This window comes from Noviherbaspirillum agri (assembly GCF_054780595.1).
This window is the reverse complement of sequence record NZ_BAAGWA010000004.1, coordinates 475,556-491,100: the sequence shown is the minus strand read 5'-3', so window position 1 is coordinate 491,100 and position 15,545 is coordinate 475,556. Positions and strand designations below refer to the sequence as shown.

Below are 15,545 nucleotides of genomic sequence, written 5' to 3'. Positions count from 1 at the left end.
GCGAGGAGTATTAGTTGAATTGTTTCAGGAAGCGCAGATCGCCTTCGTAGAACAGGCGCAGGTCATTGATCCCGTAGCGCAGCATCGTCAGGCGCTCAAGGCCGGAGCCGAACGCAAAACCGATGAACTGCTCTGGATCGAGACCCATGTTGCGCACCACGGTGGGATGCACCTGCCCTGCGCCGGACACTTCAAGCCAACGCCCCTTCAGGGGGCCGCTACCGAAAGCAATGTCAATCTCGGCAGAAGGCTCTGTAAACGGGAAGTAGGACGGGCGGAAGCGCACCTGCAGGTCATCCGTCTCAAAGAACGCTTTCACAAAATTCAGGTACACGCCCTTGAGGTCTGCAAAACTGATGTCATCGGCGATCCACAGGCCCTCTACCTGATGAAACATCGGTGAGTGCGTCGCATCGCTGTCGACGCGATAGGTACGTCCAGGCGCGATCACCTTGATCGGCGGTTTGTTCATGCGGGCATAGCGCACCTGCATCGGACTAGTATGCGTACGCAGCAGCAATGGTTTGCCCTGCGTATCCTTGCCGTCCACATAGAACGTGTCCTGCATCGAACGTGCCGGATGATTCTCCGGACTGTTCAGAGCGGTGAAATTGGTCCAGTCAGTTTCGATCTCAGGGCCATCGGCCACATCGAACCCGATTGAGCGAAAAATTTCTTCGACGCGTTCCCAGGTGCGCATTACCGGATGAATGCCACCCTTGCCGCACCCGCGCCCCGGCAGTGTCACATCAATGGCTTCTGCATTCAGGCGTGCCTGCATCTGCGCATCTGCCAGCGCTTCGCGCCGTGCGTTCAGCGCCGCCTCGATCTTTTCCTTGGCCGCATTGATGATTGCACCTTGCACCTTGCGCTCCTCCGGCGCAAGCTTGCCCAAGCCCTTCATCTGTTCGGTGATCTGCCCGGTTTTGCCCAGGTATTTGGCCTTCGCATTCTCCAGCGCCGTCGCATCTTCTGCAGCAGCAAAATCGGTTTGTGCTTGGACAACAATTTGTTCTAGGGAATTCATGCGGCTTTTTCGCCCCGAAAAGGCGTCTAAAAACGACGATTCAAAATAAAACGGGGCACAGGTGTGTGACCTCTGCCCCGCTTATCTTTGCAGTGCCGCCGTCCGACGGCACATGCGATCACAACACTCAAGCAGCGATGTTGGCCTTCACCTGGTTGACAATGGCGGCAAATGCCGGCTTGTCCATCACAGCCATATCTGCCAGAACCTTGCGGTCAAGGCCGATGTTGGCTTTCTTGAGGCCGTTCATGAACACGCTGTATGTAACACCATGCTCGCGCGTAGCTGCGTTGATACGGGTAATCCACAGCGCACGGAACACGCGCTTCTTGTTACGGCGGTCACGGTATGCATACTGACCGGCACGCATGACCGCCTGCTTGGCGATGCGGAATACGGTACTGCGACGACCACGATAGCCTTTGGCTTGGTCAAGAACTTTCTTATGACGGGCCCGTGCGGTAACCCCACGTTTTACTCGAGGCATATTAGCTCCTTGGTGAGGTTAAGCGAACGGCATCATTGCGCGGATGGAGTCCATGTTTGTCTCATGAACGTCCACTGCACCGCGCAATTGGCGTTTGTTCTTGGTGGTTTTCTTGGTCAGGATATGACGCTTGAAGGCTTGACCGCGCTTGACGGTACCGCCCGGACGCACGCGAAAGCGCTTTTTCGCGCTGCTCTTCGTCTTCATTTTTGGCATGACAATATCTGTCCTCTCGGACAGCTCCGTTTTTTAACATGATTGCAGGTGGCAATACTTCATTGCTCTTGGATGCCTGCTTTCACTTGTTGAGTGGCGAACTGATGCCGCCACTATTTGCGCGACCTGTTCATCTCTGAGCAGGAAGCACGAATTCTATTTTTTCTTCTTGGGCGCCAGCACCATCACCATCTGGCGACCTTCCATCTTGGGAAACTGCTCGACTTGGCCGTGCGGCTCGAGGTCGGACTTCAAGCGCTCCAGCATCCGCATACCGATATCCTGATGCGCCATCTCACGCCCACGGAACCGTAAAGTGATCTTGGTCTTGTCACCTTCCTCAAGGAACTTGATCAGGTTACGCAACTTGATGTTGTAGTCACCATCATCAGTCCCCGGACGGAATTTAACTTCCTTGACCTGGATAACCTTTTGCTTCAGCTTCGCCTCGTGGGCTTTCTTCTGCTCCTGATATTTGAACTTGCCGTAGTCCATCAAGCGACAAACCGGCGGATTCGCGGTAGGTGCAATCTCCACCAAATCGACATTTGCCTCTTCCGCCAAGCGGAAAGCTTCAGCAAGACTGACGATACCAAGAGGTTCGTTATTAACCCCAGTGAGACGCAATTCCGGCACAGTAATTTCGCCGTTAATGCGATGCGACTTTTCAGTAGCTATTGCAGTTTCCTTTAAAAATCAAATAATTAAGCCGTGCTTCGCGCTTGAAGGGTTTACCCTCAGACTTTGGTGTCGACTTCACTTTTTAGTCGCTCCACCAGTGCGCCAACCGGCATTACACCCAAGTCGACGTTGCCTCGCGCACGCACGGCCACTGTGTGTGCATCCCGCTCCTTGTCGCCGACTACGACGATATAAGGCAATTTTTGCATGGAATGCTCGCGTATTTTATAGGTTATTTTCTCGTTGCGCAAATCGAGATGCACCCTAAACCCTTGTTTTTTCAGGTTTTGTGCGATGCCTTGAGCATAGTCAGCCTGTGCATCGGAGATATTCAAGACCGCCACCTGTACCGGCGCCAACCACAGCGGCATTGCGCCAGCGTGATTTTCGATCAGGATGCCCACAAAGCGTTCCATCGAGCCGACAATTGCCCGATGCAGCATCACAGGCACCTTACGCGTGTTGTCATCCGCCACATATTCCGCGCCGAGACGACCAGGCATCGAGAAGTCAACCTGCATCGTACCAACCTGCCAAGGACGACCGAGCGAGTCCTTCAAGTGGTACTCGATCTTCGGACCGTAGAATGCCCCCTCGCCCGGCAACTCTTCCCAGGTAACGCCACAAACGCGCAGCGCAGAACGCAAGGTTTCCTCTGCTCGATCCCAGGTTTCGTCTGAGCCGATACGACTGTCGGGACGAAGTGCAATCTTGATCGAAATTTCGGTGAAGCCAAAATCCTTGTAGACGCGCATTGCCTGCTGATGAAAGGCCGTCACTTCGCCTTCAATCTGCTCTTCAGTACAGAAAATATGCCCGTCATCCTGGGTAAAGCCACGCACACGCATAATCCCATGCAACGCCCCGGATGGCTCGTTTCGGTGACATTGCCCAAACTCACCATACCGCAACGGCAGATCCCGGTAGCTGCGCAGGTCGGAGTTATAAATCTGCACATGCCCCGGACAATTCATCGGCTTGAGCGCGTAATTGCGGTTTTCCGACTCGGTCACGAACATGTTTTCCCGGTAATTCTCCCAGTGCCCGGTTTTTTCCCACAAAGTTCGGTCGAGAATCTGCGGCGCCTTCACCTCCTGGTAGCCGTTTTCCTGATACACGCGGCGCATGTACTGCTCAACCTGCTGCCAGATGATCCACCCCTTGGGATGCCAGAAAATCAGGCCCGGAGCCTCATCTTGAAAATGGAAAAGATCAAGCAACTTGGCCAGCTTGCGGTGGTCACGCTTCTCCGCCTCTTCCAGCATGTGCAAATAGGCTTCCTGCTCCTCCTTTTTTGCCCACGCAGTCCCGTAAATACGCTGCAGCATCTCGTTCTTGGAGTCACCGCGCCAGTATGCGCCGGCCACCTTCATCAGCTTGAATACCTTCAACTTGCCGGTGGAAGGCACATGGGGACCGCGGCAGAGATCGGTGAACCTGCCTTCGGAATAAAGCGAGACATCCTCGCCTTGCGGAATCGATTCGATGATCTCTGCCTTGTACACCTCGCCAATCGACTTGAAGTAGGCTATCGCCTCGTCGCGCGGAAGCACTTTACGCGTTACTGGCTCGTCCTTTTTGGCGAGCTCGGCCATCTTTTTTTCAATTGCCTGCAGGTCCTCCGGAGTGAAAGGCCTCTTATACGAAAAATCGTAGTAGAAGCCGTTATCAATGACCGGTCCAATCGTCACCTGCGCCTCAGGGAACAATTCCTTGACCGCATAGGCCAGCAGGTGCGCCGTAGAATGACGAATTACTTCCAGCCCATCTGCATCCTTGTCGGTGACAATTGCAAGATCGGTGTCGCGATCGATCAAATGCGAAGTGTCGACCAGCTTGCCATCCACGCGACCAGCCAGAGCCGCCTTGGCAAGGCCAGCGCCAATGCTGGCAGCCACTTGAGACACCGTCACCGGCACGTCGAATTGACGCTGAGAACCGTCTGGAAGTCGAACTGAAATCATTTTGCGCTCCATGTCAGTGCGGGATATGACTGACGCAAGAAAACTGCGGACGAAAAAAAACGCGGACTAGCCGCGCTTTTTCACTGCAATGACGAAAAAGATCCCGACTAGCGTCGCTCACAAACCATTTTAGTGGTAGTTCGCGGTGTCATAACCGGGCTGCCTTTCTCGCTCTTACAAATTACTGCTTGTTCGTTGGTAGGCTCGATTGGACTCGAACCAACGACCCCTACCATGTCAAGGTAGTGCTCTAACCAGCTGAGCTACGAGCCTAAAGAAGCGAAATTATAGCGGCAATTTTTCATTTTAGCTAGTCCCTTTGATTTCTTGCGGCAAATCTCTTCGGTTACCTGCGCTGAACGAGGCAGGTGCCGTCAACGTTGGATACCGGATTGGCTTTGCGCCACATCTAATGTGCTGCAAAATGTTGATCAATCTCTACCCTCGCCCGTTCAAGCCAACAATTATCATTCCGCATGAAGTCTGATCCTCGTAACGCGTCCACCAGTCACCTGCACGCGCATCGCACCGGCGACGCCTCCTATCATCATGTCGCCGAGGGGCGAAACCAGAAAGTGCTTGCCTGGTCGGTGGGACTCACACTCAGTTTTGCCTTGGTCGAGGTCATTGCAGGCTTCTGGGCGAACTCGCTCGCGCTTATTTCGGACGCGGGTCATATGGTTACGGATGCAAGCGCACTCGGCCTCGCATTAATTGCTCAATTGATTGCAAAGCGCCCCCCGTCCGCCAAGCATTCATTTGGCTTCGGCCGGGCGGAGGCGCTGGCAGCCTTCGTCAATGGCTTGGCGATGCTCGTGCTGGTTGGATGGATTACCGTCGAAGCGATTCAGCGCTTTTTGGCGCCTGAATCGGTAAAAGGCCAAGCGGTATTTGCAGTTGCACTGATCGGCCTCGTCGTGAACGTAGTAGTTGCATGGGTGCTTTCACATGACAAGCAAAGCATCAATACCAAAGCGGCATTGGTACATGTTTTCGGCGATCTGTTGGGCTCCGTCGCTGCACTGGTTTCCGGTGTCGTCATTTACTTCACCGGATGGCTTCAGATCGACCCGTTATTGTCACTCGTCGTATCGGCATTGATTCTGAAATCCACCTTGAGCGTACTGCGCACGTCCTACCACTTCCTAATGGAGGGCGTGCCGCATCATATCGACTATCTTCAAGTCGGCAATGATCTGTCGACGATCAACGGCGTCCTATCTGTGCATGATCTGCATGTCTGGGAAATGTCACCGGGCGAACCCGCCTTGATAGGTCACCTGGAAATTACCGACATGCATCAGTGGCCGGAGATCCTCAGGGAGATCAAGTCGATGCTATTGTCGAAACACGGCATCGATCACATCACACTTCAGGCCGAACTGTCAGCTCCTCCGCAGGGCACTGAGGATCATTAATGCCGCTGCACGTCCAGAACGCCGGTGACGTCACGAATGACGGACATTGCCTTCTGAAGCTGCGCAGTTGAAGAGATTTCTGCCGTAAAGGACATGCGTGCCTGCCCTTTAGCGCTTTGCGTGCTGACGCCAATCACGTTGATTTTCTCCCGCGAGAGAACCTCGGAAATATCGCGCAGCAAACCCTGACGGTCGTTGGCCAGAATAAAGATATCAACCGGATAGACCGTATCCTTGCCCGACTCACCCCAAGTCGTCTGGATAACGCGCTCCAACGCCTTCATCCGCATCTGTGCAAGATTCTTGCAGTTTGCGCGATGAATCGATACACCTTTGCCACGGGTGATAAAGCCAACGATTTCATCCGGTGGCGCGGGCTTGCAGCATCGAGCAAGCTGCGTCATCAATCCTTCGGTACCGACCACGAGCACACCTGATTTGGCGCCTTGCGCGACGCTGGAAGCGCGACTCTTGTTGGGGACGACCGTATCGGCCGCTGGCGTCTTGTCAGCAGTTTTATGCGCGTCATCCGCATGGAGCACATGCTCGATATTGCGCAAGCTGAACTCTTCCTTGCCCACCGCGAGAAACAAGTCATCCACCTTTGCAAAACCAAGCTTGTGTGCCAGTTCCTCCAAGTTGATTGCTGTCTTGCCCTCGCGCTGGAGCGTTTTCTCCACCAGTGCACGACCATGCGCAAGCGTTTCCTGTTGTTCGATCGCATTGAACCATGCGCGAACCTTGGCGCGCGTCCGTGAGCTGGCAACATACCCCGGGCTGAGCCAATCTCGGGACGGCCCTGCCGCAGCGGCTGCCCCTCCCCTTGCCGTAATGATCTCCACCGTCTGGCCATTCTTGAGCGGCGTATTCAGCGGCACCATCGCGCCATCCACGCGTGCACCGCGGCAGCGATGGCCGATGTTCGTGTGCAGATGATAGGCAAAATCGATCGGTGTCGCCCCAGTGGGCAATTCGATCACACGTGCCTGCGGCGTCAGAACATAGATCCGGTCATCAAGCGCAGCGGACTTGAGCTTCTCCACCCACTCGCGCTGCATGTCTTCCTGCCCGACGACGGCGTCGGTAATTTCGCTCTTCCATGCGAGAAGCTGCCTCAGCCATGCGATCTTTTCGTCGTACTTTTGCGCCGAAAAACTGGAACCGCCGCTCTCCTTGTAGCGCCAGTGCGCGGCCACGCCGTACTCAGCGAAGCGGTGCATCTCATGCGTGCGGATCTGCACTTCGAGGGCACGCCCATCATCGGCAATAACCACGGTATGCAGCGACTGGTATCCGTTGGATTTCGGCCGGGAGATGTAATCGTCGAACTCCTCGGGGATCGGCGTCCAGATATCGTGAACGAGTCCGAGCACCGCGTAGCAGGTCTTTACATCGTCAACAATGACACGAAACGCGCGCACATCGTACAACTCGGAGAAATCCAGTGATTTGCCGCGCATCTTGTTCCAGATGCTGAAAATATGCTTCGGCCGTCCAAACACTTCAGCCTTGATACCCGCAGATGCCAGTTCGGATTTCAGCCGTGCGATTGCGGTGTCAACAAAACTCTCTCGCTCGATGCGCTTCTCTTCCAGCATCTTGGCGATACGCTTGTAAACCGCCGGCTCCAGGAAACGGAAAGCAAGATCCTCCAGTTCCCACTTCAGCTGCCACACACCGAGGCGGTTCGCTAGCGGCGCATAAAGATCCAAGGTCACGCGTGCGTAGGAATGCGTCCTTTCGTTCTCCAGTTTGAGTTCGGCAAAGTAGCGCAGGGTCGTCACTCGTGATGCGAGGCGCACCAGCACGACGCGCATGTCGGACGCCATCGCAAGCAGCATCTTGCGGAGGGTTTCGAGCTGCTCACCTGCCTGTTGCGCAGCATTCTTTCCCTTTACAACTTCCTGATAACCGAACGTCTGGTCATGCAAGCGCATCAACTGCCGGACCCCTGAAACAAGATCCGCGATTTCCGTCCCGAACCTGGCTTCAAGTGCGACAGCTGCGTTTGAGTCGAGGATAGGCAACTCAAATAGCAGGCCCGCGATCCGTGTGTCTGCGTCGGTGTTGAGATGCGCAAGTGTTGCAGCAACACCTTGTGAAAATTCGAGCGCATTCTGACCGGTCGACACGTTCTTGTCGCGATATATCGGCTCGATGAACGCAAGCGCATCGAGCACGCGCGCACCGTCCTCCGCAGTCAGGCCGGATGAGAGTTGAGCCTGTGTATCGCTCTGGGTTGCCGCAATAGAGACCATTTCAATGGCTATTTCTGGGCAGCGGTGACGATCATTTCAACCAGCCACTCGGGTTTCGCAAGCTTGGCTTCCACAGTCGCGCGCGGCGGAGAGTTGCCCTCCGCAACCCATTCGCTCCAGACGGCGTTCATGCCGGCGAAGTTATTCATGTCGGAGATATAAATCTGGCACATCAGGATGCGGGATTTGTCACTTCCAGCCTCGGCCAGCAGTCGATCGATGTGCGACAGCACTTCACGTGTCTGCCCGGCGATGTCCTGCTTGACATCTTCCGCAATTTGCCCGGCAAGGTAGACAGTGCCGTTATGTATGGCGACTTCTGAGAGGGTTTTACCTACATGCAAACGTTTTATCGTCATGGCGCTTCAAATTTTTTGGCGTGCGCAAATAATGCGTCGCACGACACTATCCAAGTAGAAATTCTCTTGCAACGGCGATCTGCTCGGAATGGACAAATGTGGGTGCGTGTCCAATGCCCGGAAACTCCACTAGCTTCGCTTTCGGTCCACGGGTGGCCATGGCCTGCGCGACCTCCTTCGTCACCAAATCGGACTCCGCGCCACGCACGAGCAGCGTCGGGCAGGCAATTGCGTCATATGCCATCCATAACACTGCTTCGGCATGCTGTGCACTTTCCGGTGTCGTTCCCTTGAAAGGCATTGCCAGCTTCAGGTCATAGTGCCGAATCCATTGACCGTCGGTATCCTGTCGGAGCACATCGGAAGCCAATTTGCGCCACTCTTCGTCTGAGTGCGGTCCAAACGGCCCGGAAATTTTCCTGATGTAATGCACTGCCTCGTCAAATGTCGAAAACCGAACCGCTTCACCGATATATTCTGCGATCCGCGACAGTGCGACCGCATTCAGTGCTGGTCCCACATCATTCAGGATCAACTTGCGTATCGGGCTATCCTTCAAGGAAGCTAATCCCATCCCGATCAGGCCGCCCATCGAAGTGCCGAACCAATGTACTGTCTCGGCATTCAAGCGCGCAAGCAAGGTCACCATGTCGCTAACGTATTGCGGAATCTGGTAGTACTGCGGATCACGCAACCAATCCGAGCGACCGCGCCCAACCACATCGGGGCACACCACGCGGTAATCCTGGCAAAGCTCCCTGGCAAGACTGTCGAAGTCATCCGAGACGCGCGTGACGCCATGCACGCATACCAGCACCTTCGGATTCTGCGGGTCGCCCCACTCCTTGTAGACCATCTTGTGCAAGCCCGCAGGTGACAAACACTGAACGGTTCTGATATGAGCTTGAGTCATTTTGTCGAGTATCGTTTTTATCCGCTTGCCATTCTCACATTTTACTGGTCGTTCCGCTTAAAATCCTACTTCAGTTAGCCGCAATTCCAAATTTCATTCGCAGAGGACATCATGCAAGGCACCATGCACAAAGGGAAAACAGCGCTCGTCACCGGCTCCACATCCGGTATCGGCCTGGGAATCGCCAGATCATTCGCAGCCCAAGGCGCGAATGTCGTTCTCAACGGCTTTGGAGACATCAAGGAGATTGAAGCGCTGCAAGCACTGATTCGCGATGAATTCAGCGTGCAAACGGCCTATCACAATGCCGACATGTCCAAGCCAGGTGAAATCGAAGCCATGATGAAATTTGCTGCCGAGCGTTTCGGCAGCGTTGAGATTCTCGTGAACAATGCCGGCATCCAGCACGTCGCCAATGTCGAAGATTTTCCGGTTGAAAAATGGGATGCAATCATCGCGATCAACCTCAACTCGGCATTTCACACGACACGACTTGCCCTGCCTGCCATGAAGGCAAAGAACTGGGGCCGGATTATCAACATCGCGTCCGTCCACGGCTTGGTAGGATCGGCACAGAAGTCGGCGTATGTCGCAGCAAAACACGGTATCGTTGGCTTTACCAAAGTGACGGCGCTTGAGACCGCCCATACCGGGGTGACCTGCAATGCCATCTGCCCGGGATGGGTACTTACACCGCTGGTGCAAAAGCAGGTTGATGCCCGCGCAGCACAACAAGGCTTGTCCAACGATGATGCGAAAAAGAGCTTGCTATCGGAGAAGCAACCATCAGGCGAGTTTGTATCACCGGAGCAGCTGGGTGAGCTTGCTGTTTTCCTGTCTAGCGACGCAGCATCTCAGGTGCGCGGCGTTGCCTGGAACATGGACGGCGGATGGGTGGCACAGTAAAGAATTGGTCGACTGGCGGCATGACTGCGCGTCTGTCGCCGAGTTGGAGTGTTTTCGCGACGCTCAATTGATAAAGAAAAACGGCGCCCACAAGCGCCGTTTTTCATTGAGATAACGTCGGCAATCACTGCACTGCGCTGACGTCAAGCTCCGCGCCGGTTTTCTCGATGATCTCTTCCTTGGTTACACCAGGAGCCAGTTCCACCAGCTTCAATCCTGACGGCATCACATCGATCACACCGAGGTCAGTGATAATACGGTTGACGACACCAACGCCTGTCAGCGGCAAGTCGCACCTCTTCAAAATCTTGTGAGAGGTCCTTCCGTCCTTGGCCTTTGCAACGTGCTCCATCAGAACCACGACGCGTTTGACGCCAGCCACGAGATCCATCGCGCCACCCATGCCCTTGACCATCTTGCCCGGAATCATCCAGTTCGCGAGGTCACCGTGTTCACTGACCTGCATCGCGCCCAAGATCGCAATGTTGATCTTGCCGCCGCGGATCATCGCAAAGGAATCTGCAGAACTGAAGAAGGACGAACCGGGGAGCGCTGTCACGGTCTGCTTGCCGGCATTGATCAAATCGGAATCAACTTCATCTTCCGTCGGGAAAGGCCCGATGCCAAGCAGGCCGTTTTCCGACTGCAGCCACACTTCAATGTCCTTCGGCACGTAATTGGCGACCAATGTCGGAAGGCCAATACCGAGGTTGACGTAGAAACCGTCCTGCAATTCCTTCGCCGCGCGTGCGGCCATTTCATCACGAGTCCATGCCATGTTCATTCTCCCTTACTTTGCGCGCGTGGTGCGTTGTTCGATGCGTTTTTCCGGCGTTGCATTGACCACAATGCGATGCACGAAAATGCCAGGAGTATGAACTTGGTCCGGATCGATCTCACCGGTTTCGACCAGCTTCTCGACTTCAACAATGGTGATTTTTCCGGCCATGGCAACGTTCGGGTTGAAGTTGCGGGAGGTTTTGCGAAACACGAGATTGCCGACCTTGTCGGCCATGTATGCCTTCACGAGCGATACGTCGGCAACGAGCGACCGCTCCATCACATACTGCTCGCCGTTGAATTCGCGCACTTCCTTGCCTTCGGCAACGATAGTGCCAACGCCGGTCTTGGTAAAGAACGCCGGAATCCCCGCTCCACCTGCACGCAGTTTCTCTGCGAGCGTACCTTGCGGTGTGAATTCCAGTTCCAGTTCGCCGGCCAGGTATTGGCGTTCGAACTCCTTGTTTTCGCCGACGTACGACGAGATCATTTTCTTGATCTGGCGGGTGCTCAGCAACTGCCCAAGGCCGAAACCGTCGACGCCCGCATTATTCGAAATTGCGGTCAGGTTCTTGGCACCTGAATCCCGCAACGCCGCGATCAACGCCTCGGGAATGCCGCACAGCCCAAAGCCGCCGACGGCAATAGTCTGTCCATCCTTGACAATGCCGGCCAAAGCGCTGGCAGCATCAGGGTAAACTTTGTTCATATCGACCCCTCTTCTCGTAGAAAATACCCGTAACCGGGCTGTTTTAATGTGTTCGCCAGCATATGATGGTGGACTAGGCCGTGCAATACGGTAAAAATACGAATTTATCTATAAGAAAGCGCCCGCAAAGCCATGAGCGCGCCATTTCAGATCGACTACGAGACAATCTTCAAGCAAGCACCAGTAGGAATGTGCGTGTCGCAGCACCGGGTCATCCATGCATGCAATGACACATTGGCGAAAATGTTCGGCTACCAGCCCGCCGACCTCGTCGGCCAGTCTTTCCGGGTGTTGTATCCCACACTGGATGAATTTGAACGCACCGGCGCCCGCATTGTTCCGATCATGAGTGCCAAGGGGTATTACTCGGACGAGAGAATCATGAAACGGGCTAATCAGGAGCTATTCTGGTGCCATGTCAGCGGGCGTGCCTTGATCCATGATGACCCGCATGCGGCAGGAATCTGGACATTCGAGGATCTCAGTGCCAAGCGTCCTGTCACCGCAGAATTGACGCCGCGCGAGCGGGAAATCGCTGCCTTGCTCGTGGAGGGGAAGACGAGCAAATTGATCGCGCGGCAGATCGGGCTCAGTCCACGCACCGTCGAAATGCATCGCGCAAGGCTGATGCGCAAATTCTCCGCATCGACATCAAGTGAGCTTGTGCATCGCCTTGTCGGCATGACCGCGTGACAGGCCTGGCAGGTTAAGTCAGGCGCGACGCGTTACTTCTCCGGCTCTGCCAGAAGCGCGCGAACCCGATCCGGTAACGGAACAGATTTTTCTGACGGAAAATTCACCCAGACGACCTTGGCGCCGCCCTGCGATGCAAGCACATCCGGTTCGTCAAGACGACGAATCTCCTGATAAGTCTCGAAACTGGACCGCCCCGGAACACCGACATAAGTTCGCACCTCGATCTCGCCCGGATACTTCAGCTGTTTGATAAACGTGCAATGCGCGTTGATGATCACCGGCCCTTCCCCGTTCGGATCGGGATCGCAGCCGGCTTCGGTAAACCATTCGATACGCGCCTGCTCGAGGTAGCGGAAATAGACCGTGTTGTTGACATGCCCCATCGCATCCATGTCCCCCCAACGGATCGGCATGCGCATCGTATGGACGAGTTTTTTAATAACCATTTTTTTTGGGATGTCGAAAGGTTACTGAGCGCTCATTCCATCGTCTGCGGTGATGATTGCACCGTTGATGAACCGGGATTCATCGGATGCCAGCAGTAGCAGCAAACCGTCGAGATCTTCCGGCTGGCCCAAGCGCTTTCGAGGGAGCATATTGATCAGTGTGCGACCTTGCTCGGTCTCGAAATGATCTTGATTGATTTCCGTACTAATGTATCCGGGGCAGATCGCATTCGTATTAATGCCGTAGCGCCCCCATTCCACTGCCATCGATTTCGTCATATGTACGACGGCCGCCTTGCTCATGCAATAGATACCGATTTGCGGCAGCACCCTCAGCCCTGCCACCGACGCAATATTGATGATCCTGTGCTGTTTTTTCGGATCTCCCTTCGCGCGTGCGATCATCCGTTTCGCCGCCTCCTGCGCGACAAAAAAAGCGCCACGCTGGTTGGTATCCATGACAAACGCGTAGTCTTCCGGCGTCACGTCCACCAGCCGTTGTGTTGTCGACACGCCGGAATTATTGACCAGGATATCAATAGGCCCTGCCTCTGTTTCCGCATGCGCGATCGCGGACTTGATACTGGCGTAATCCGTCACGTCTAGCGCAACGACATGCGCCGCGCCTCCCTCTGCTTCGATCTCTGCCCGCAGCTCCTTGAGACGCTCTGTCCTGCGCGAAGCGAGGACCACCTGTGCGCCGGCCTCAGCGAGAGCCTTGGCAAAGCGAGCTCCCAAACCACTCGATGCGCCGGTAATCAGGGCGATCTTCCCCTCGAAATTCATCTCGATTCCCACAGAATTCTCCTTGCTATTGTCTTGTGACTGACTGTGCTGTGTTATGGAGACGTTATCATTACACGAATGGCGCCCGATTAGAGTCTCATGTCTAGCATTCTCGGGGAAAATCCATGACAATTAGCACACTCGTTCGATAATTTTAACTACGGCGGTATGACCATGACTCAAACCCAGAACCTGATAGAACAATACGGCCCGCGCGAATCGATGGAATATGACGTCGTCATCGTCGGTGCCGGGCCTGGCGGCCTGGCGACCGCAATCCGCCTCAAGCAACTGGCCGCCGAACAAGGCAAGGACGTTTCCGTGGTCGTGCTTGAAAAAGGTTCGGAACCCGGTGCACATATCATCGCCGGTACCGTGATGGACCCACGCGCCATGAACGAACTCTTCCCGAACTGGAAGGAGCTGGGTGCACCGCTGAACCAGCCCGTCACCCGCGACGACATCCTGTTCCTCAGCGAGACGGGTGCAAAACGTACACCGGACTTCCTTGTTCCACGCAACTTCCACAACGATGGCAACTACGTCATCAGCCTCGGCAACCTGGTCCGCTGGCTGGCGCAGCAGGCAGAAGCACTTGGCGTAGAAATCTTCCCCGGATTCACCGCAGCAGAAATCCTGTATGACGACAAAGGTGCGGTCAGGGGTGTTGCCACCGGCAACATGGGCATTGGCAAAGACGGAGAGCCAACCGAAGCTTTCCAGCTCGGCATGGAGCTGCTCGGCAAATACACGATTTTTGCGGAGGGTGCGCGCGGCCATCTCGGCAAGCAGTTGATCGCGAAGTACAAGCTCGATGCAGGCAAGGATCCGCAAAGTTTCGCCATCGGTATCAAAGAGCTGTGGGAAATCGATCCATCGAAAGCACAACCCGGCCTGGTAGTTCACACCGCAGGCTGGCCGATGGACAAGGAGACGTTCGGCGGCGGCTTCCTCTATCACACCGACGACAACAAGGTCACGCTCGGCTTCGTTATCGGCCTCGACTACAAGAATCCGTGGATGAGCCCGTTCGAGGAGATGCAACGCTGGAAAACCCATCCAAGCATTCGTGCGCATATCGAGGGCGGCAAACGCATCGGCTATGGTGCCCGCGCGATTAACAACGGCAGCCCGCAGGCGCTTCCCAAGACCGTATTCCCTGGCGGTGCATTGATCGGTTGCGATGCCGGCTATATGAACGCCGCACGGATCAAGGGCAGCCATACGGCCATCAAGAGCGGCATGCTGTGTGCGGAAGCGCTGTTTGCTGCGGTGACTGCAGGACGTTCCGCGGACGAGCTGGCAGCTTATCCCGAAGCCTATGAGAAGAGCTGGTTGGCAGAGGAACTGCAACAGACGCGGAATTTCAAGCTTTGGTTCAAGAAAGGCTCATTGATGGGCCCGCTCATGACAGGCATCGAACAGTGGCTGTTGCCGAAGATCGGCGTCAAGAGCCCGCCGTGGACCCTGCATCGCGACAAGCCGGATCACGTCTATCTGCAACCAGCAGACCAGTGCGAGAAGATCAGCTATCCAAAGCCCGACGGCAAACTGACCTTCGACCGACTCAGCAGCGTTTTCATTTCCAATACCAACCATGAAGAGAACCAGCCTGCCCACCTGACGCTCAAGGACCCGACCGTTCCGGTGAAAATCAACCTGGCGAAATTCGCTGGTCCGGAGAGCCGCTATTGCCCAGCCGGTGTTTACGAGTTCGTGAAGAGCGAAAGTGGCGAGGATCGCTTGCAGATCAACGCGCAAAATTGTGTGCATTGCAAGACATGCGATATCAAGGATCCGACGCAGAACATCGTGTGGGTAACGCCGGAAGGTGGTGGCGGGCCGAACTACTCGGGAATGTAAAAAGTAAAAAAGCCGCATTTGCGGCTTTTTTATTGA

At 55.1% G+C, this 15,545-nt stretch carries 16 protein-coding genes and 1 tRNA gene; 4 read left to right on the top strand and 13 right to left on the bottom strand.

The genetic code is table 11. The features are described 5' to 3' along the window. Window positions 1-10: 10 nt before the first annotated feature. From pheS to ACYVIA_RS10405, 6 genes are all read right to left on the bottom strand, one after another. Window positions 11-1,027 carry a phenylalanine--tRNA ligase subunit alpha gene (pheS, locus tag ACYVIA_RS10430; protein ID WP_460840476.1) on the bottom strand — a complete coding sequence of 339 codons (1,017 nt, stop codon included), beginning with the start codon at window positions 1,025-1,027 and terminating at the stop codon, window positions 11-13. Window positions 1,028-1,154: 127 nt separating this feature from the next. After that, the gene (gene rplT / locus ACYVIA_RS10425) at window positions 1,155-1,514 is read right to left on the bottom strand and encodes a 50S ribosomal protein L20 (protein WP_460840474.1); all 360 of its coding nucleotides are present in this window, start codon (window positions 1,512-1,514) and stop codon (window positions 1,155-1,157) included. Between the two features lie 18 nt (window positions 1,515-1,532). Beyond that, the gene (gene rpmI / locus ACYVIA_RS10420; protein ID WP_324102518.1) at window positions 1,533-1,730 is read right to left on the bottom strand and encodes a 50S ribosomal protein L35; all 198 of its coding nucleotides are present in this window, start codon (window positions 1,728-1,730) and stop codon (window positions 1,533-1,535) included. Window positions 1,731-1,886: 156 nt separating this feature from the next. Continuing rightward, window positions 1,887-2,408: a translation initiation factor IF-3 gene (infC, locus tag ACYVIA_RS10415; protein ID WP_460840543.1), complete on the bottom strand. Its 522-nt coding sequence runs from the start codon at window positions 2,406-2,408 to the stop codon at window positions 1,887-1,889. Window positions 2,409-2,467: 59 nt separating this feature from the next. Next, complete coding sequence (thrS, locus tag ACYVIA_RS10410; protein WP_460840541.1) at window positions 2,468-4,375, bottom strand: threonine--tRNA ligase; 1,908 nt, start codon at window positions 4,373-4,375, stop codon at window positions 2,468-2,470. 196 nt (window positions 4,376-4,571) lie between these two features. Beyond that, window positions 4,572-4,648: transfer RNA gene (locus tag ACYVIA_RS10405), tRNA-Val, on the bottom strand. A gap of 203 nt (window positions 4,649-4,851) precedes the next feature. Here ACYVIA_RS10405 and ACYVIA_RS10400 point away from each other — a divergent pair. Then, window positions 4,852-5,793, top strand: a complete 942-nt coding sequence (locus ACYVIA_RS10400; RefSeq protein ID WP_460840471.1) for a cation diffusion facilitator family transporter — start codon at window positions 4,852-4,854, stop codon at window positions 5,791-5,793. Here ACYVIA_RS10400 and ACYVIA_RS10395 read toward each other — a convergent pair. Genes ACYVIA_RS10395 through ACYVIA_RS10385 form a run of 3 tightly spaced genes read right to left on the bottom strand, consistent with a single transcriptional unit; the run spans window position 5,790 to window position 9,323 of the window. After that, window positions 5,790-8,051, bottom strand: a complete 2,262-nt coding sequence (locus ACYVIA_RS10395; RefSeq protein ID WP_460840470.1) for a RelA/SpoT family protein — start codon at window positions 8,049-8,051, stop codon at window positions 5,790-5,792. The genes ACYVIA_RS10400 and ACYVIA_RS10395 overlap by 4 nt on opposite strands. Window positions 8,052-8,059: 8 nt before the next feature. Further along, window positions 8,060-8,410, bottom strand: a complete 351-nt coding sequence (locus ACYVIA_RS10390) for a RidA family protein (protein ID WP_460840468.1) — start codon at window positions 8,408-8,410, stop codon at window positions 8,060-8,062. A 46-nt stretch (window positions 8,411-8,456) separates the two neighbouring features. Next, window positions 8,457-9,323 (bottom strand): alpha/beta fold hydrolase, encoded by an 867-nt coding sequence (locus ACYVIA_RS10385; RefSeq protein ID WP_460840467.1) that lies wholly within the window; start codon window positions 9,321-9,323, stop codon window positions 8,457-8,459. 111 nt (window positions 9,324-9,434) lie between these two features. Here ACYVIA_RS10385 and ACYVIA_RS10380 point away from each other — a divergent pair, with 111 nt between their 5' ends. Beyond that, window positions 9,435-10,229 carry a 3-hydroxybutyrate dehydrogenase gene (locus tag ACYVIA_RS10380; RefSeq protein WP_460840465.1) on the top strand — a complete coding sequence of 265 codons (795 nt, stop codon included), beginning with the start codon at window positions 9,435-9,437 and terminating at the stop codon, window positions 10,227-10,229. 124 nt (window positions 10,230-10,353) lie between these two features. Here the strand turns inward: ACYVIA_RS10380 and ACYVIA_RS10375 are convergent, their stop codons facing one another. Continuing rightward, entirely contained in the window at window positions 10,354-11,007 is a 654-nt protein-coding gene (locus ACYVIA_RS10375; RefSeq protein ID WP_460840463.1) for a 3-oxoacid CoA-transferase subunit B, read from the bottom strand. A 12-nt stretch (window positions 11,008-11,019) separates the two neighbouring features. After that, window positions 11,020-11,718: a CoA transferase subunit A gene (locus ACYVIA_RS10370; protein ID WP_460840462.1), complete on the bottom strand. Its 699-nt coding sequence runs from the start codon at window positions 11,716-11,718 to the stop codon at window positions 11,020-11,022. A 132-nt stretch (window positions 11,719-11,850) separates the two neighbouring features. Here ACYVIA_RS10370 and ACYVIA_RS10365 point away from each other — a divergent pair, with 132 nt between their 5' ends. Further along, complete coding sequence (locus tag ACYVIA_RS10365; RefSeq protein ID WP_460840460.1) at window positions 11,851-12,411, top strand: LuxR C-terminal-related transcriptional regulator; 561 nt, start codon at window positions 11,851-11,853, stop codon at window positions 12,409-12,411. Between the two features lie 32 nt (window positions 12,412-12,443). On the opposite strand, the gene ACYVIA_RS10360 is transcribed toward ACYVIA_RS10365, so the two are convergent. Both ACYVIA_RS10360 and ACYVIA_RS10355 read right to left on the bottom strand, forming a co-directional pair. Beyond that, entirely contained in the window at window positions 12,444-12,860 is a 417-nt protein-coding gene (locus ACYVIA_RS10360; RefSeq protein ID WP_460840458.1) for an acyl-CoA thioesterase, read from the bottom strand. Between the two features lie 21 nt (window positions 12,861-12,881). Further along, window positions 12,882-13,646 carry an SDR family oxidoreductase gene (locus ACYVIA_RS10355; RefSeq protein WP_460840539.1) on the bottom strand — a complete coding sequence of 255 codons (765 nt, stop codon included), beginning with the start codon at window positions 13,644-13,646 and terminating at the stop codon, window positions 12,882-12,884. A gap of 174 nt (window positions 13,647-13,820) precedes the next feature. On the opposite strand from ACYVIA_RS10355, the gene ACYVIA_RS10350 reads away from it, so the two are divergent. Beyond that, window positions 13,821-15,509: an electron transfer flavoprotein-ubiquinone oxidoreductase gene (locus ACYVIA_RS10350; RefSeq protein ID WP_460840456.1), complete on the top strand. Its 1,689-nt coding sequence runs from the start codon at window positions 13,821-13,823 to the stop codon at window positions 15,507-15,509. Window positions 15,510-15,545 lie beyond the last annotated feature (36 nt).